The 18,126-nt window shown below is 40.0% G+C and carries 18 protein-coding genes; 12 read left to right on the forward strand and 6 right to left on the reverse strand.

Going from position 1 to position 18,126, the window contains the following annotated elements; all coding sequences use genetic code 11:
- Both ABIL39_02315 and ABIL39_02320 read right to left on the reverse strand, forming a co-directional pair.
- A partial coding sequence (locus ABIL39_02315) for a DUF2723 domain-containing protein (protein ID MEO0164954.1) occupies window positions 1-604 on the reverse strand: 604 nt, incomplete at its 3' end.
- A 3-nt stretch (window positions 605-607) separates the two neighbouring features.
- On the reverse strand, window positions 608-898 hold the full coding sequence (locus ABIL39_02320) for a DUF1844 domain-containing protein (GenBank protein ID MEO0164955.1): 291 nt from the start codon (window positions 896-898) through the stop codon (window positions 608-610).
- A 256-nt stretch (window positions 899-1,154) separates the two neighbouring features.
- On the opposite strand from ABIL39_02320, the gene ABIL39_02325 reads away from it, so the two are divergent.
- The 8 genes from ABIL39_02325 to ABIL39_02360 all read left to right on the forward strand — a co-directional run bounded on the left by ABIL39_02325 (window position 1,155) and on the right by ABIL39_02360 (window position 9,438).
- Window positions 1,155-1,703: a prepilin-type N-terminal cleavage/methylation domain-containing protein gene (locus tag ABIL39_02325; GenBank protein MEO0164956.1), complete on the forward strand. Its 549-nt coding sequence runs from the start codon at window positions 1,155-1,157 to the stop codon at window positions 1,701-1,703.
- A gap of 20 nt (window positions 1,704-1,723) precedes the next feature.
- Window positions 1,724-2,134 (forward strand): prepilin-type N-terminal cleavage/methylation domain-containing protein, encoded by a 411-nt coding sequence (locus tag ABIL39_02330; GenBank protein ID MEO0164957.1) that lies wholly within the window; start codon window positions 1,724-1,726, stop codon window positions 2,132-2,134.
- Between the two features lie 3 nt (window positions 2,135-2,137).
- The gene (locus ABIL39_02335) at window positions 2,138-3,115 is read left to right on the forward strand and encodes a prepilin-type N-terminal cleavage/methylation domain-containing protein (GenBank protein ID MEO0164958.1); all 978 of its coding nucleotides are present in this window, start codon (window positions 2,138-2,140) and stop codon (window positions 3,113-3,115) included.
- A 9-nt stretch (window positions 3,116-3,124) separates the two neighbouring features.
- A complete protein-coding gene (locus ABIL39_02340; GenBank protein ID MEO0164959.1) occupies window positions 3,125-3,610 on the forward strand; it encodes a pilus assembly PilX N-terminal domain-containing protein in 486 nt (161 codons plus the stop codon).
- A gap of 18 nt (window positions 3,611-3,628) precedes the next feature.
- Complete coding sequence (locus ABIL39_02345) at window positions 3,629-7,189, forward strand: PilC/PilY family type IV pilus protein (GenBank protein ID MEO0164960.1); 3,561 nt, start codon at window positions 3,629-3,631, stop codon at window positions 7,187-7,189.
- An 11-nt stretch (window positions 7,190-7,200) separates the two neighbouring features.
- The gene (locus ABIL39_02350) at window positions 7,201-7,572 is read left to right on the forward strand and encodes a hypothetical protein (GenBank protein ID MEO0164961.1); all 372 of its coding nucleotides are present in this window, start codon (window positions 7,201-7,203) and stop codon (window positions 7,570-7,572) included.
- Between the two features lie 90 nt (window positions 7,573-7,662).
- The gene (locus ABIL39_02355) at window positions 7,663-8,571 is read left to right on the forward strand and encodes an Ig domain-containing protein (GenBank protein ID MEO0164962.1); all 909 of its coding nucleotides are present in this window, start codon (window positions 7,663-7,665) and stop codon (window positions 8,569-8,571) included.
- A 48-nt stretch (window positions 8,572-8,619) separates the two neighbouring features.
- Complete coding sequence (locus tag ABIL39_02360) at window positions 8,620-9,438, forward strand: hypothetical protein (GenBank protein MEO0164963.1); 819 nt, start codon at window positions 8,620-8,622, stop codon at window positions 9,436-9,438.
- Window positions 9,439-9,493: 55 nt separating this feature from the next.
- On the opposite strand, the gene ABIL39_02365 is transcribed toward ABIL39_02360, so the two are convergent.
- Window positions 9,494-9,904 (reverse strand): PEGA domain-containing protein, encoded by a 411-nt coding sequence (locus ABIL39_02365; protein ID MEO0164964.1) that lies wholly within the window; start codon window positions 9,902-9,904, stop codon window positions 9,494-9,496.
- 125 nt (window positions 9,905-10,029) lie between these two features.
- Here ABIL39_02365 and ABIL39_02370 point away from each other — a divergent pair, with 125 nt between their 5' ends.
- Together ABIL39_02370 and ispH are read left to right on the forward strand one after the other, a co-directional pair.
- A complete protein-coding gene (locus ABIL39_02370; GenBank protein ID MEO0164965.1) occupies window positions 10,030-10,608 on the forward strand; it encodes a lysophospholipid acyltransferase family protein in 579 nt (192 codons plus the stop codon).
- Window positions 10,605-11,432 carry a 4-hydroxy-3-methylbut-2-enyl diphosphate reductase gene (ispH, locus tag ABIL39_02375; protein MEO0164966.1) on the forward strand — a complete coding sequence of 276 codons (828 nt, stop codon included), beginning with the start codon at window positions 10,605-10,607 and terminating at the stop codon, window positions 11,430-11,432. The genes ABIL39_02370 and ispH overlap by 4 nt, the downstream gene beginning before the upstream one ends.
- On the opposite strand, the gene ABIL39_02380 is transcribed toward ispH, so the two are convergent.
- The 3 genes from ABIL39_02380 to ABIL39_02390 form a co-directional block, all read right to left on the reverse strand.
- Window positions 11,429-13,009 carry a hypothetical protein gene (locus tag ABIL39_02380; GenBank protein MEO0164967.1) on the reverse strand — a complete coding sequence of 527 codons (1,581 nt, stop codon included), beginning with the start codon at window positions 13,007-13,009 and terminating at the stop codon, window positions 11,429-11,431. The two genes, ispH and ABIL39_02380, sit on opposite strands and share 4 nt — an antisense overlap.
- A gap of 71 nt (window positions 13,010-13,080) precedes the next feature.
- The gene (locus ABIL39_02385) at window positions 13,081-13,806 is read right to left on the reverse strand and encodes an ABC transporter ATP-binding protein (GenBank protein MEO0164968.1); all 726 of its coding nucleotides are present in this window, start codon (window positions 13,804-13,806) and stop codon (window positions 13,081-13,083) included.
- Window positions 13,807-15,279, reverse strand: coding sequence for a transglutaminase family protein (locus ABIL39_02390; GenBank protein MEO0164969.1), 1,473 nt, complete (start codon window positions 15,277-15,279; stop codon window positions 13,807-13,809).
- A gap of 555 nt (window positions 15,280-15,834) precedes the next feature.
- Here ABIL39_02390 and nuoE point away from each other — a divergent pair.
- Window positions 15,835-16,299: an NADH-quinone oxidoreductase subunit NuoE gene (gene nuoE, locus ABIL39_02395; protein ID MEO0164970.1), complete on the forward strand. Its 465-nt coding sequence runs from the start codon at window positions 15,835-15,837 to the stop codon at window positions 16,297-16,299.
- On the forward strand, window positions 16,274-18,106 hold the full coding sequence (gene nuoF / locus ABIL39_02400; GenBank protein MEO0164971.1) for an NADH-quinone oxidoreductase subunit NuoF: 1,833 nt from the start codon (window positions 16,274-16,276) through the stop codon (window positions 18,104-18,106). Before nuoE ends, nuoF begins: the two co-directional genes overlap by 26 nt.
- Window positions 18,107-18,126 lie beyond the last annotated feature (20 nt).

An 18,126-nucleotide genomic window follows, 5' to 3' on the forward strand; every position in this document is an offset into this window, starting at 1 on the left:
AGAGTGATATAGCAATTATTGTAAAGAATAACCCAGTTATAATAATTTTCAAAGACGGTCGGTATATTATTATTACATAGAGAAACAACGGAATTGCAAGGGAGAATATTATGATATGATTCGTGAAGGCAAGCCCAATAAAAAACATCAAAGCATAGAAAATTCTTGTGTCATTCAATTTATATAAAAGAAACAATAATAAAACGCAAAATAAACCAGTTAGCGGATAGACCTCATTCGTGATGGAGATACGCCAGATTATGGGCGAAAACGCAAATAAAGATGTGATTATGATTGAAATAATATTGTTCTTGGTTATTTTTTTTATGGTAATGTACAAAAAAATAGCCGCAAGAATTGAGAATAATGTTGATAAAAAATTGAGATTTTTTATGGGTTCGCCAGGGATACGAGCAAAGAAATAGGATATTATGGTGTATAAAGGATAACCTGTTGGATGGGCAATTCCCAGTGTGTAACTTGCGCCTGCAAGTTCACCGGAGTCTATCAGATAAACAGTGGGGCAGAGGGAATAGACATAAACGGCAAAGATAAAAATAAATAATAAGAATTCAGGTAATATTTTTTTTAATTTATTCCACACCTTTTATTCTTTGACAAAATTCAATCTTAAATTGGTCAAACGGACCTGAATGTCTTTTTTCTCTTCATTTGTTAAGAAAGGTTCTATCAATTTAAACAGGGCTTCTATAGAATCAATAGCAAGTTTTGCTTCATTCAAATCTTTTTGGGGTTTCTGGGTTTCGGGGTGGGCAGTGAGACCAAGGTATGCCCATGCCTTACCTTCAAGAGAAAGGATAGTCATTAAGAGGATATCCTTAACTGGAATAGGTTCTTCCAGTAATTGCTCTTTGTTTTCTTGTTTATTTTCAGTCATAGTAAATTATATAAAAATTCGTAATGGTGTCAATATCAATCGCAAAACTCAACATTTTTTCAGCAGCAGCAAAAATGTTGAGTTTTTGGGGGGAGAATTAAATTACATTTATTGGGTAATTTTTTACCCAATAATTTATTTTTTTCATAAAAACGCATGAAATTTCAATACCTTTTCTAAAAAACCAGGCATATTTTTTGCTATATTATATAGTGGATGATGATATTTACTCTTAATATGGTTTTAAGGAGGTGTTATGGCAAAAAATAATAAAAAACGCGTAAGTAGAGGTATGACTCTTGTTGAATTGATGGTGGTAATTGGTATTATTGGGGTTATTATTGCCCTTGCTGTACCAAATTTTGCAGGTATGCAGAGGCAGGCTAGGATTAAGGCTGCAGCACAAATGATTGCTCAAGATTTGAAACAGATAAGGGAACGGGCATTATCAACGAGTATTGTCCATACCATTACCTTTAATACTGCTTTTAGAAAATACAAAGTTACTTATGTTACTCCAAACGGAACATTTGAAAACGAATATTCACTTGGGCAGACCACCGGAGGTAACATAAGTTTTGGTTGTGCCTCTGGAGTTACTGGTCACCCACCGGAAGGATGGGTTGATGCGCCAGCCGGGGACGGTATTGATTTTCCACCTAATGATGTGCTCCAAATAGATAATAGGGGCGGTGCTAATCGAGGTGTTATTTACATAACTGATGGAAAAGATAGTTACGGTATTGGTATAAATTCCCTTGGCAGAGTTAAAATTTATCGTTACGGTAATGGCGGATGGTTCTAATAATTAATTAAGGAGGAGTTATGCGAAAAGGTTTTACACTCGTTGAAATTTTGGTGGCGATCGTTATTCTTGTCTTAGGCGTTCTTGCTGCCTCTCAATTGACAATTATAAGTATGAGAACTAATCAAAAAGTGAAAGAAGGACGGGAGGCACGTGAGATTATAACTCGTGGGATGGAAGTTCTAAAGTCTGTTTATATCAGTGATCCGTTAGTATCTCCAACTTGTGATTCATTGCACCTTAATGATACTACTCTCGCCAATCTTGCTGATTCTACTAATGTCGTAGGCAGAGCAATTGGAAAGACGACCTACCGTGTTTTCTGGAATGTAGCAGATAATTATCCCACCAACGGTGCCCGCACTATAAGAATGATTATCAACAACAAAGGTAAGAGAATTTTCTATACCGATTATGTTAAATGGAGGTAAAAAATGGGAAAATTTAGAAAACCAAAAATGTTTAAATTAACTAAAGGTATGACACTAATTGAATTGATGGTGTCTCTTGTGATCCTGATGATTGTTTTAGGAGCAATTTATTCGGTTCTGACAATGCAGCAGACTAAGGCGATCAATGTCCAGACCACATCTATTCTTCAAACCGATGCCCAGGCAGCACTGACCATATTACGTTGGGATTTATTTATGGCAGGATATGGAATGGGACAAAATGACCAAGTATTTTTCCCCCAAAATTACAGCAATACAAGGGATAGTTTGGGAATGAGGAGTATGGCATTTAGTTTTGAGGCGTCGCGTGCAAACTGGGCACCGGTGCTTGAGGTGGCGTTGAATAGTGATAGAATAAAGGTGTATCGTCATGAGGAGACAATATCTAATTTTTCAATAGGGGATAGAATCGGCATTGTGAGCAACAAAAAAAGTTTATTAGATACTGGATTAGTAATTCAAGATATAGATACTATTTCCTATGGCGCCGGCGCCGAGACAATTCCTGCCTTAGAACTTCACTTAAATAGAATCACTAATGCCGGCCAGGGGGCAATCTGTATTGTGTATGATTATAATTCATTAGTAAATGGAATATCATATTACGTAAATAACCAACGCCAGTTGATGCGGGGAAATGAGGTTTTTCTTGAGAATGTGGAAGATATCCAATTTAGATATGGAGTTGATGTGAATGATAATGGCATAATTGATAGTATGACGAACTACATTGAGTGGCACAATGACTTGAGTAACTTCAGCCAGAATGATTTGATGAGGCATTTGTTTATCATCCGTACAACTTTTGTGGTCTTAAGTGAACGGGGATTAACTGATTATCGTTATCCTGATAATACAATAACAATAGAAGACCACACCTATCCTTTAAATGATATCCAGCGTCGTTTTAAACGGGTGATTGTACAAACAATTGCCTGGCCAAGAAATTATAGAAGTTAGGAGGAGTTTATGATAAAAATTCCTAAATTCTCATATCCCAAGGCTCCTGAAAATAAGGGTATCGCATTACTGGTAGCATTGGGCACAATGATATTGATTCTCATCATCGGCAGCCTCGCAGTTTATCTGGTGATCCGGGCATTGAATGTGACTGCGGGCCAGAAGCGTTATCAGACCGCATTTGAGGCCTGTGAGGGAGGTCTTGAATTAGGTGTTTTGAATGCCCATAAAAATTTTGAGGCGCACAATATCGTTGACACTACATTTCTTCAGAATATAGGGAATTATCGTGTCCATGTGTATGTCCGACCGCTATTTGCCGCAACCGAGGCGGGAGCAGTGATAAAATTCGCCCGCGGTTATTTTGGTGCCGGACAGGGACTGGCTACAGGGGGTGCTAGTTATTACTACAAAATTCTCGCTGCTTCGTGTGGTCCGGCAGGTGATAGTGTTACAACCGAGACTGAAATAAAGCGTGTGATCGGTATAGATTAGTATAAAAAGGAGGAAGAAATGAAGAAAATCATAACATTTATTCTTTTGCTGGGCGGTGTTTTTATTGCCCAAGAAATGAACAACTATTGTACTGCACCACCATTCGTTGGTGGCAAGACCGCAGTGGTAAGACCCTATGTTTTGCTGATACAAGATATGACCGGAAGTATGAGATTCTGGGCATACCATTATTGGAATGAGCCTTACAATCCAAGTTTTACTTATTATGGTTATGCCAATCCCAATTATACATACGATTCAGTTAATGTTGGCGGTAATTGGTATTTTGTTAAACACACGGGAGCTGGAAGCGGTAAATATTCTGGGAACCAAATAAATTATGCGTTTATGACAAGGATGGATATTGCACGAAAGGCTTTCACGGGAGGAAAAGGCATTGCATATAATAATAAATCGCGTCTTCTTTTTGAAGTTCCAAGTGTCCAAAATGGTTTTGGTTCTAAAACATGGTATGGGATTGTTACGAGTGATTCAACGGAGCGAACTAAAGGTATTATTAGAGAAATTGCAGATAAAGATGATGATTATGTTTGGGATAGTGATGCACCCGGATTCGCTCTGCTTACTTTTTCAACCTCTAGCCGATTTTATGAAAGAGTGAAATGCACATTTGATTCAAGTTTGATAAGATTGCTCACGGTATATGAAAATCATGACGGTCAAAACCAACCTACAGGTGGGACACCCACAGGTAATGCAATATTTGAGGCGATTCACTATTTAAGATTCCAGAGTGGGCCGCACTTTGCCCGCACACCAGTAAATTATACTTGGAATGCATCCTGGGTAGGAACTCCAAGGGACCCGTGGTTTGAGGTTGTAGGCGGTGATACTGTTTCTGTATCCTGCCGTCCAATGTTTGCAATTGTAATTGGTGATGGCGGTTCAAATAGTGATGCTGCAACGATTACCTGCAATCATTTGCCTTGGTATGATTCCCCTTACGGTTCCAATTACAATGCCTTCTGGAAATATGCCTATGATTATGATTATGCTAATAATCCTTACAATGGTATTGACCCATACGATGATTGCGATGGTAGTAATAATCCACCTGCACCATCTCCAATATGGGGGCATGATAGACCCGCAGATGATTATGCCTATTATGCCCATGTCAATGATTTAAGAAATGATATTCCGGATAACCAGACAATCAATTTCTACACTATCTACCTCTTTGCGCGCGGCGAAGATAATGACGCAGATTCCATGTTATTCAGACACATTGCCAAACACGGCGGTTTTGTTGATTCAGATCTCCCTGGTTCACCGGGATATAAAAAGTATGATAAACAGAGTGAATATGATTCAAACAATGATGGAAGGCCAGATCACTTCTATTATATCCAGGATGGACAGGCGCTTGAAGATGCACTCAATGAGATTTTCGTGGATATTCAGACAATTGCAAGAGTCACGAGTGCCTCAGCAACCTCGGTAAGCGGTGGGGGAACAAAAGGCGCAGGCTTTGTTGTAAGTTCACAATTTTGGCCCAGGTTGCAACTACCTAACTATGATCTGAAATGGCTGGGAACAGTTCAATCCCTTTGGGTTGACGATTCGGGATTGGTGCGTGAAGAGACCCAGGGAAATAATCGGCTTCATTTAAAACAGGATAATGTTGTAAAAATGTTCTTTTCCACGCAGTTCAACAGGACCATGGCCGCTCGTTTCCGTGACACCGCGGGAATATCTATGGAATCATTATTGGTCCCGCTTGACACTGTGCCTGTTGAGAGTTTGAATTTTATCTGGAATGCAGGGAATCTGTTAAGAACAACATTGCCAGCTAATAGAACGATATATACTAATCTTGGTGGTCTCCTGGTTCCTTTTGTTACTACGAATAATACTATAGACCAACACCTTGGATTTCATAGTGGCAATGCTGATTCCTGTGATAAACTTATAAATTACATAAGGGGTACAGATTACAATAAATGGCGCAGAAGGTTATTCACCGATGGTAATGTGTGGAAACTCGGGGATATCATTTACTCCCAGCCCATGCTTGTTGGTTCGCCTTCAGAATCTTATGATTTGATATACAATGATGGCACATATAATATCTTCTGGAATCAATACAAGGACCGCAGGATTGTCGTATATGCAGGGGCAAATGATGGTATGTTACATGCATTCAATTCGGGTAAATATAATCGTCTTGGTGGAATGTATGAGATTGCCGAGATAGACCCTCTGAATAAACCTTTGGGTCAAGAACTATGGGCATATATTCCTTTCAATCTTTTACCACAATTGAAATGGCTCAGAGATTCTACTTATTGCCATGTTCCTTATGTTGATTTAAAACCTTACCCGACAGATGTTAGAATCTTTCCTTCTGATGTCGATCATCCACAGGGCTGGGGAACGGTTCTAATCGCAGGTATGCGTCAGGGAGGTTATCCAATAACTGTTGGTTCAAATACATATCGTTCTTCTTATTCCTGTTTTGATATAACCAATCCAGAATCAAACAACTACCCGAGGTTGTTATGGGAGTTCACACGTAGCGATCTGGGTTTAACTTTTTGTGTGCCGACTATGGTTAAATGTCAGAATAACTGGTATTTAGTCTTTGGCTCTGGTCCTCAATCATTGGTTGGCGAAGTGACTCAGCGTGGTAGAATATTTGTGTTGAACCCTTATACTGGTGATACGGTGCGTACGATAATGCTAAATGACACCTGTGCAATCACAAATATTTTTGCTGCTGATTGGGGATTAAACTATTCCACAGAACTTATATATTTTGGCACGATGGAGAAAAACAATAAAGGAAAAATTTACAGAATCAAAACCCGTGAGAGTCATCCGAGTAACTGGGTGTATGAACAGGTAATAAATCTAAATAAACCGGTTACTGCTGAAGGATCGGTGGCCACTGATGAATATGGGAGATTATGGATATACTTTGGTAGTGGTAAATACATTTCAAATCTTGACGCAGCCAATAAAGATACGATGGTTTTCATTGGAATTAGAGATGATACTACCCGTGGAACTGCTACAGTTCCTGCATTTACCTACGACGACCTTTTTAATGTGACGAATGTGAAGGTTTTTGATGATTCAGTTTCAGGTGCAGGACCGGGAATTGATACCTGGGATGATCTTGTCAATGCAGTAAACCTAAAGCAGGGATGGTTTATTAGATTTCTTTTCACCACAGGGGAACGCGTAATTACCGCTCCGGTGGTTTTAGGTGGCGCGGTGATATTTACAACATTTATTCCTTCGGATACAACTCAACAGAATCCCACGGGTCCTGACCTCTGTATTGGTGGTAGTGGAGGTCCTTCTGCAGGAAATCTCTGGGTTGTCTACTATATTACCGGGACCGCCTACAAAACAGACATACTGGGAAAGACAACAACGGGTGAACACAAACGTTATGTTCCTGTTATTGGAGATTTACCATCTGAACCTGCGCTTGTCATTGGGCCAAAACAAGAGAAGGTATTTATACAAACATCGGGTGGAATAAAAGCGATCCAGACGCCCCTGCCATTCAATCCCAGGGGTGGTGTGATGATATGGCGTGGTCGTTAAAGGAGGTTAAAATGAAATTCGCAAGATTAATTTTTATTATAATCCCCATTATTTTAATTGCACAGCAAGGAACTGATAAATATAAATATCTTGAAGAAAACGCGGATTGGATAGTGCCTTCGGAAATTGGAACGATACTTGAGATAAGGGGCGATTCAATAAACTATGAAGAAGCCTGGATGGAAATAATACCCAATAAGACAGTGATTACTGATAAATATGATAAGGTTATTGGCATTGAAAATCTACAGGTACCTTGTAAAGTAGAAATCAGTTTCTTCGGAAAAGGAAGACATCAATATGTTAAATCTATAAAACTGCTCAAACAATTGCAATACACTGCAGACGGTTATATTATTGGCGATAATACAATAACGGAATAAAATTATAGGGGCAGAGTATCAATTGCTCTGCCCCTCTTGACTTCATAAAAATTCTGATTAAAATATCCAATAACATTGGGGGTAACATTGATGAGAGATAAACATTTTGTTTCTATCTTTTGTTTGTTGGTGTTAATTGTGTTAATTAACTGTAAGGGTAAAAAAGAGGAACAGATAGGTGTTAATACCCCACCGGAAATTAAAGAAATAAAAATATTACCTTTTAATCCGACTTTGGGATCAAGATTAATTCTTCGTATAAATGCATATGACAGAGAAGGTGATGATATCAAGTTTTTTGTAAACTGGTATGTGAATGGCAGGAAAATAGGTGAAGGTATTGAATTCTATGCAGAGAATTTAAAAAGGGGAGATAAGATTTTTGCTGAAGTTACGCCGGATGACGGGAAACAAAAGGGTAGTACAAAACGAAGCGATGAAGTTATTGTAAGTAATGCACCACCACAAATAAAATCTGCAAGGATAACACCTGATAGCATACTTACCTCAACCGATGAATTATCTGTGCTCGGAGAAGGTTTTGACCCTGATGGTGATTCACTGAGATGGATTTGTTATTGGACAATCAATTATAAAAATCGATTGACCGATTCATCAACGACTTTAAAATTAAAGGATTTAAAACTCAAAAAGGGCGACCGTATTTCGGCTGAACTTTATGTTGCTGATGGTGACACTGTCTCAAATCCCTATGTTTTGCAAATTGATATTGTTAATTCACCGCCTATTTTAAAAGAAGGATTGGATTCCATTCCGTATAAACCCGATAGTATTTATTATAAGATTCCAATCGTTGACCCTGATGGCGATGAAATCAGTTTTGAGTTATTAAAAGGGCCACCCGGATTAAGAATTGATAGAAAAACCGGAATAATAACAGGAGTCGTTCAGGAAAATTTATCTTTTGAAATTGTTGTTCGCGCGACCGATACCGATGGTGCTTATCTTGATGCGAAGTTTACACTGACAGCACCGTAAAAATCATATTCATAATATTTAAAATGTCCCCCAAAAATATCCTGCAGGATGTGGAAACATCTGGACGGAAATATGGATAAGTTGAATACAAAAATTCAACAATTGTGGGAACGGGGATTATTATCCTTTTCGGTGATAGGAATTTTATTAATCTTACTCTTGCCCAACGGCGTGTTGCACAGCCTGACGAGATCTTCAGATATTTTAGTTTTTTTATCCGGTGATACATTAAAATTCTACAGAAACGATAGTCTGATAACACAAAGGATTTTGAAAAGGGAAGAGGATACCACCAACGGGAGTTACTATTTTGAGAAAGCAGGTGTATCACCAGACCATCAGAGATTTTTTATATGTGAAGAGCGATATTTCCCGGAATGCGATAGCCACTATACAAAACTTAGCGTCTATACAGCCAATAAGAAAAAGCTATTTGTCTATACAAAAGGTGGTAAGCGGAAGATATGTGCCGACCTGACAAGGATCTACCCAGATAAGATCGTTTTTTTTATTACCGACCGATTTAATGACAACCCGGTGATGGTGATAATAAATAAGAATAAAAAAACATTGGACTTAAAACAATGGACAAGCATTACTAATTATGCATTCTCTACGAATGGAAGGTATATTTTGTTTCATGCCAAAAAACCTTATAATAATAGACTCTGGGATTACATCTATTTTTTAGATCTGACGACAGATAAATCTTGGGAGTATCTATTTCCTTTTTGTTTTTCCTGTAAAAGAGGATGGATCGATTTAAAAGTTTATGATGACGGCAAAAGCGAGGTGATTTACCGGAATGAGCACCGGGTTTTTGATAAAGAGGGCCATCTTCTGGACATATTTGTGAAACTTGACTGAAAGTGCACAACGGCGATAGGCAGGTGAAAGTTGATGAGATGGAAGCAAATGATCTTTAAAAGATTGCCTGAAAGCATAAAGTGGCAAGAATACCCATAATAAACATACCACCCAAACAGCTGAAGACTCGTGCCTTTGCCTTGGTGGGTGCAGTACGGACGGCATCATAGTTTAGATTTACAATCGTTTCTTTGTTTGCTTCGATCTTTACCTTCACCATTCCTTCACCAAATTTGGCAATCCGCCATAATGCACCAAGGTTGCCATTTTTAAATTGATAGGAAGCGGTTTCAATCGAATCCTGAGGAAAAAACCCAACATTGTATTCACCTGGTTTAAGTGGATACTTGATAATCGGTGTCTTTCCGATATAATCGTTCTCCACATAGATCGGGAGTCCGTCTTTTTCTGAGCGTACGGTGAGATACCCTTCGTCGATCTGCATCAAAAGTAATAAAATAATCATAGGCTATTATAGTTATTGTTGCTGAGATGTCAAGGAGTTTGTAATTTTGATCGAGAAGTTGGAATGGGATTCCAGAAATGGCTTGCTTTCTTAATTTTTATGAATATAATTTTTAGAAAATAGTTATGGGACTTAAATGGCTCATATCATGGCTTTTGACATTTCCCCTTTTTATCCTACTCACGGGTGTGGAGATTAGGGGTAGAATTCCTAAAAAGGGTCCTTTAATTCTTGCGAGTAATCATCTCTCCTTCTTAGACCCGCCTTTGATTGGCTATACAGCATTCCGGGAGGTTTTTTTTCTTGCCAAACCCGGGCTCTTTATCATTTCAAAATTCTTTACCTGGCTCATCAGAACCTATAATGCGATAAATCTTGAAGATGGCCAGGGGATAAGGCTGGCAGTTAGATTGCTCAAGGCGGGCAAGGCTGTGGTGATTTTTCCCGAAGGAACGCGTTCCCGAAAGGGAATATTATTACCATTTAATCCGGGCGTGGGTTTTCTGGCGATAAATTACCAGATCCCGGTGGTCCCGGTGCGGATAATAAATTCGAATAAAAACTGGCTGGGATTGGTTTTGCGTTGGCATAAATTGAAGATCATTTATGGCAAACCTATCTTTCCTGATGGTTTTAAAAATACGAAAGAAGATTATGAACGGTTTGCAAGCAGAATCCGGGAGGGGGTTGCTAAGCTGCGATGAAGATCTACTGTGCGCGCCACTCTGGTTTTTGTTTTGGAGTGAAAAGGGCGATAAAAATGGCAATGGAGGCGACTGAAAAGTACCAATCAGTTTATTCTTTTGGTCCCCTTATTCATAACCGAGATTTCGTTGCTGAACTTGAGGAAAAAGGGATAAAAGTAATTGAGGATATAAAGGAATTGAAGGGTAATGGAATTACCGTAATCATTCGTTCCCATGGTGTGCGACCTGCAACGCTGGAAAAATTGAAGAGGCGAGGTGTTAATATTATTGATGCTACCTGCCCAAAAGTGCGCCGTGCTCAGTTATATGCCGAGAAACTGAAACAAGAAGGATATTTTGTGATCATCGTTGGAGAAAAAGACCACCCCGAGGTAAAGGGATTACTGGGTTATGCAGGAAAGAATTCAGCAATTTACTCTGAGGATCTGAAATTGAGGCATAAAAGGATTGGGATTGTTCCACAGACCACATTGGATTTTGAACATTTTTACAATGCGGTACGAAATCTATTACCGAAGGTAACAGAGATGAAAATTTATAATACCATCTGCGACGAGACAATTCTACGGATTAAAGAAGCGCTCGCACTCGCCCAAAAGGTGGATATTATGATTGTGATTGGTGGTAAGAATAGCGCCAATACCACACGTCTCTATCAGATTTGTAAAAGCATTAAACCGGCGTATCATGTTGAGTCGGTAAACGACATCGATTGGGCATGGTTTAAAGGGATAAAGAGTGTAGGAATCACCGCTGGTGCTTCTACCCCTGAAGAACAGATTGCACAGGTGATTGATTATCTGAAGAAAATTGGTTCTTAAAAATCCCGTTTTTCGAGTGCCTTAATACCCAATTTTATCGGGAGATATATTGTAATAAGACTAAGTATTCCGAAGACAGTAAAAGATATAGCAAAAAGTTTCCAATTCAAAGGACGGTTAAAATAGATGCTGAATAAATAATTGTGAACCGGAGCAGCAAATAAGACGATTACAATACCGATAAAGGCAATACTAATCAATGCAGCAATAATCCCCCCGCTTCCCGAGGCGATTTTTGAAGGATTATCTTCATTAAATTGCGGAAAGATACAGCCTATGCCAATGTTGATTGAGACCAAAGCGAGAGCCACAAATAATCCAATGACTAAGGTGAAATTGAAAATTACCGCTTCAGTTTTAATAAAGATATTAGCAATGAAAAGCAGACATTCCATGATGATTACTCCGATTAACGCATAGAATAAATATTTGGTTAAAATCACTTTTTTTAATCGGCAAGGCGAAGAAACGATTATCCAGATACCTTTTCTTTCCAGGCTGAGGGCCGGGAAGATGAACCGGACCCCAAGAGTAGCGATGACAAAACTTACATATGCAAAATTGGCAAAAGCAAGGAATGTGCGCCAAAAGGAAAAACCAAAGTATATCGGTGTCCGGCGAAGAGAGAGAACATAGATGATGAGTAAAATAATGAATATGGAGAGCTGAACCCACTGTACTGGTTCGCGCAAGAAAAGAATGATATCTTTAAACAAGAATGTTTGAAATGCATTTTTGGGGAAACGAGCCAGGATTGACTTTTTCTTGTTTACTTTCCCTGCCTGTTCGGCGACAAGAAGAAAAGATTTGTGATAGAAAAACTCAGCGCTGAGGTAAGATAAAGAAAGACAACTGAGGGCGGCAAAGAGAAGTCGGAGGATGTTGAGAATGCCGGTTTTATTAAAGGTGAGGAAATCCTTGAAGATATTGCCCAGCCAAGTTGATGGGAGATAATGACCACCCACGGTGGTCAATTGGGCCACAAATGTTAGTAATTCCTGCTCATTTTCGGTTTCAAAGATTCGTAACAATGATGGATTGCCAATTTTTATGTAAAGAAAGATTAAGGATAAGATGAATAGGATGGAGATGAAGATGATATACCTCGGTTGCAAACGCGGAAATAGTCGGATAAAGAGAAAAATTAGGATGACCGAAAGGGCGGCGGGGATTAACAAAAAGATAATAAAACTTAAAAAAGTGAGCGGATAAAAAATAAAAAGAGCATGGTTAGCGATTCCGTAGGCAAAGATTAAAGGGATAGCTAAGGCAAAGGTAGCCCAAGAAGAATAAAGTGCGCTTTCAAACAATTTAGATAAGTAGATAGTAGTCGGTAGGACAGGCAAGGAAAAAAGAAAATTTAGTTCCAGGTTATTATAAAAGGTAGAGAAAGAACTGATGATATTGCTGAAAAGGAGCATGATAAAAAAAACGAAAAGAATCATCTCCAATGTTCGGGTCATGATCGCAGGTCCAATGATTTCCACGGTGTTGAGATACTTAAAGATACGGAAGAATAGATAATAACCGCCCAATAAAAATCCAAACATGATAATCAAAAAAGTTATGCGGGGCATATGGTATCTGTTCGGTGTAAAGTACCTGCGGATGTGCCGGAGGCGGACTGCAAGCAGTAGAATCAATGACTTCAAGATTCCTCGGTCAATTTCAAATAAATTTCTTCAATGTCCTTTCTACCTGTTAACTGTGCGAGTTCTTCCGGGGTACCGACAAATTTTAATTCACCTTTATTGATTATTCCAAGGCGGTGGGCGATTTGTTGAGCAAAGTAAAGGGTGTGAGTTGAGACCATCAAGGTTTTACCCTGCTGGGCAAGTTCCATGAAAGTCTCCCGGACTACCTTGCTCATCTTGGGGTCGAGTCCGACTAAGGGTTCGTCAATCAGGATTAAAAGTGGGTCGTGGATCAACAACTGGCACATGATAATCTTCTGTTTCATACCATGTGAATAGGTTTCAGCAAGTTCATCGATCCACGGACCGATTTCAAATTTTTTTATCAATGTCGCCATTCTTTTCTCGTATTCGATCTTGGAGACCCCAAATAATCCTGCTACTAAGTTGATAAATTCACGACCGGTGAGTTTGTCATAAATGAAAGGCTCGTCCGGAACATAGCCGATAAGTGATTTATATTTTACCGGTTCTTTTTTGAGTTCAATCCCATTGAGTTTGATTTCACCGCTATCAGGGTGGAGTAAACCGGCAATGAGTTTTAAGGTGGTAGTCTTACCTGCGCCGTTAGGTCCGAGCAGGGCAAATATTTCACCTTTTGCCAATTCTAGACTTAAGTTTTTAACTGCCGGCACGCCTGAAAAACTCTTGGAAAGATTTTTTACCAGAAGGGTTTTCATTTAATGGTATTCAAGGACTTCAATTTGGATTCTTCCCACCACTTTCATTACCTCAGCCCAGTCCGCTATCTCTCCTTCTTTTAATTTTAAATGGTAAACATCGGCAGGGAATTGGTTGAAGGTGGGGTCAACCGGAATCCATTTTCCGAGCCAGACTGCACACCATGCATGATAGAAATAGGCATCGCCTTCCAGATTTACCAGACCCACATAAATTTTTGCTGGGATACCCAAGGCCCGTGCCAGGGCGGTGAAGAGAACAGAATGTTCATTGCAGTCACCTTCTTTTGTTTTTAAAACATCAATCGCGGAAGGCATTGAAGGGGTGGGGACTTTATTGAGCATTCGATAGACACCATTGGTTAACCTTTGGCTGATATTGATAACGGATTTTTCATTACCCACAATCCTTTTTGCCGCTTTTATTATTTCGGGATGATCACACTGAATATAGGCGGATGGTTTTAAGAATTCCGTATACTCATTGATGGGAAGATTTGATGGAGGCAGTTGATTGATGTCCGCTCGGGTTATTTCGATGACCAATGGTTCTTTGGAGATCACCTTCTGAAAATCGTCTTCGAGGTCCAAACCTTCATCAGAAATCTCCGAAAGTTTCAATTGGACATAGGTTATCTTTTTATCGGAGGGTAACGGTTGGGCTAATTTTACAGAAAAGAAACCAAGCAGGTCAAATGCCTCTTCGGGCTTGACCTCCCGCAGGGCTTCTTCTTTAGAGATCGGAATCATTTCCATATAGAGATTAGGGGTGGCATTCTTTATAATTTTATTGTCTTCATCAAGCCAGAGATAAGTAAGAATACCCATAAAATTTATCTCAATTTTTTTACCTATTCTTTCTTTATCAAACACTTTCACCCTTTCTGGAGGATATACTTTTATCTTCGCCGCTCCGGTAGACTGGCTTGTGGGGTCAAAATAAGGGATGGTGATTTCATCTCCGGGCTTTAAATTCTTTTTCTGGATGATTAAATCCACGACATCCGGGATATAGGGTTTATCTTTTATTTCTTTGGTCTGAGTTTGTTTTACCCCGTGGGAGTAAGTGGTAAGATTTAACTTATGGTTGTCTATAACCCCTTCAATCTTCGATTCATGGCCTTTAGCATTGATGGCGATAGTAAAATTTTTTAAGGCATAATCTCCGTCGGTGCGGGCAAAAAGATGAGTGGCAAGGGTGGTTATTTCATTCATCATATTTATTGTCATCTGACTGTTCGATTCTATTTCCAAACCTGCTTTAAGGGTTTTAATTTTGGTAAATGTGTAACCCACCCTTTGACCTTTGATAAAAATACCCAGATATTCTTCATTGATTTCTTTTATTGAATCAGTATCGGGTATATTTAGTGTGCGTCCATCATCGCCAGGATGCCCGAGTTGGAGAAGATAAATGGTTACACCGATGACCATCCCGCTGAGAATGAGAATTATGATTTTTTTCAGCTGCATACCAGATTATATCCAACAGCCCAATCAAGTCAATAATATTAATTTTTGAGTCCGTCAGAGATATGGTATCCACTTGATTCTCCTTTTATATACCTACGGTACACAAAAGGCATAAGTTTAGCATACTCAGATCGATAGGCTTTTCGTTGCATTTAAATTTTTTTATCTTTTCAACCCAGAATATTCTTTTAGGGTGGATACCATGTCTTGAAACTATGCGTTTTCCTGATTCCTCACCACTTTTTGTCAAATTATTTTTATGCGCTGGATTATTAGAGGTAGCCGCACCCTTCAGGGTGCGAAATGCCCTAAGATTTAAAAAATTTATCCGCAGGCTAAAGCCTGCGCCTACCATTTTACCGGTTATCCCCTCAGGTTGGCATTTTTTATTTATGCAAGGCTAAAGCCTTGCCCTACAAAAATACCAACGCTAAATCATCGATTACCCTTACAAATTTTGCCCATAATTTTTATTGTCCCTTCATAAGATATGAAAAATGACTCAGTGCATTTTCTTCTTGATTTTTTTTAAAAAATTTATATAATTTTAGTCTTATGGAAATCCTGGACAAGCTAATCAAAGAATATAAAGAGGCAAAGGTCGATATCATTCAGGTGCTTCACCATATTCAGAATGAATATAATTATTTACCCAAGGAAGTGCTGATTAAACTTTCACGGGAGCTTCATATCCCCTTGAGCAAGATTTACAGTATTGCGACATTCTATGCCGCTTTCAGCCTTACCCCCCGGGGTAAACATTTGTGCACGGTCTGCATGGGTACGGCATGTCATGTCCGGGGAGCGCCAGCGGTTTTAAGCCGGATTGAAGAGCGGCTGGGTATAAGACCTGGTGAAACCACACCCGATAATAATTTCACCCTGGAAACAGTGAACTGCCTTGGTGCCTGTGCGTTAGCGCCGATAGTGGTGATTGATGGTGAATACCATGGTCAGACGACCGTAAATAAAATAGATAGGTTATTAGAAAAATATGCCCAGAAGGCAGACAAAATCTAAGGGATTTAGATTAGATTTATTAGTCTGTGCCGGGACCGGTTGCGTATCCAATCGTTCATTTGCGGTAAAAGAGGCTTTAGAAAAAGAGATTGCCAGGCGCGGATTACATGGTGAAGTGCGGGTAATTGCCACTGGTTGTCAGGGTTTCTGCGAGCGGGGACCGATTGTGATCGCCCAGCCGGGTGAGATTTTTTATCAACGGGTGACCGAAAAAGATGTTCCTTATTTAGTTGAAGAACATCTTATCAAAGGTCGGCCAGCGAAGAAATTGATGTATGTTCCGGAAAAGGAAACCCTGCCTGTTCCTCGGATGTCGGAGATTGGATTTTTCAAACACCAGCGCCTCATCGTTTTACGAAATCGGGGTCGGCTGGATCCAGAAAATATCGAAGAGTATATTGCCTTTGATGGATATCGGGCGCTTGAAAAGGTTCTTACCTCTATGACCCCAGAACAGGTTATTGAGGAGATTAAAAAATCGGGATTGCGGGGGAGAGGTGGGGCTGGATTTCCTACAGGCCGTAAATGGGAATTATGTCGGGCTGCTGAAGGTTACCCCAAGTATATCATCTGTAATGGCGATGAAGGCGATCCCGGAGCTTTTATGGACCGGAGTGTTTTGGAGGCCGATCCCCATTCGGTTATTGAAGGGATGCTCATCGGTGCTTATGCAATCGGTGCCCAGAAGGGATTTATATATGTCCGGAAGGAATATCCACTTGCGGTAAAAAGAGTTCAGCACGCTTTAAAACAGGCGATGGATTATGGATTACTGGGTGAGGATATCTTGGGAACAGGATTTAATTTTTTTATTGAAGTAGTCCAAGGTGCTGGTGCCTTTGTCTGTGGTGAGGAGACGGCATTGATGGCGGCAATAGAAGGCCGGGTAGGAAGACCGCGAACCCGACCACCTTATCCGGTGGAGAAGGGATTGTGGGGTAAGCCGACCAATATCAACAATGTTGAAACCTGGGCCAATGTGCCGGTGATAATCCTCCGGGGTGCGGAATGGTTTGCTTCAATCGGTACCGAAAATAGTAAGGGCACAAAGATTTTTTCATTGGTGGGTAAGATTAATAATACCGGACTGGTGGAAGTGCCGATGGGTATTACCCTCCGTGAGATCATTTACGAGATTGGTGGTGGCATTCCGAATAATAAAAGGTTCAAAGCCGTGCAGACGGGCGGACCATCCGGAGGTTGTATACCCGAGGCACACTTGGACCTGCCGATAGATTATGAGAGTCTTACTGCGGTCGGTTCCATGATGGGTTCGGGCGGTATGATTGTGATGGATGAGGATACCTGTATGGTGGATGTGGCGCGCTATTTCCTGAATTTCACACAGCAGGAATCCTGTGGTAAATGCGTTCCCTGCCGACTGGGCACAAAACAGATGGTAGATATTTTAAATCGTATTGTGGAAGGCAAAGGCAAAGAGGGTGATGTGGAGCTTTTAGAATCCATTGGTGAGAATGTAAAGCTTGCTTCCCTCTGTGGCCTGGGACAGACGGCACCCAATCCGGTTTTGACAACGATAAAATATTTTAAAGAAGAGTATCTTGCACACATCAAAGAAAAACGATGTCCAGCACTCGTCTGTAAGGCGCTAATTTCTTATGTGATAGACCCGGCATTGTGTACCGGCTGTATGGCTTGTGCTAAGAATTGCCCGACTCAGGCGATAACGGGTGAACTTAAGAAAGTTCATGCGATTGACCAATCAAAATGTATCAAGTGCGGTATCTGCCTCAGTGTTTGTCCTACGAAATTTGGTGCCGTGAAAAAGGTGACACCGGCAATATGAGTTTGAGAAAAGATTTCAAG

The sequence above is a fragment of the candidate division WOR-3 bacterium genome (assembly GCA_039802205.1).
Lineage (GTDB): Bacteria > Hydrothermota > Tepidihabitantia > SM23-42 > JAOAFX01 > JAOAFX01.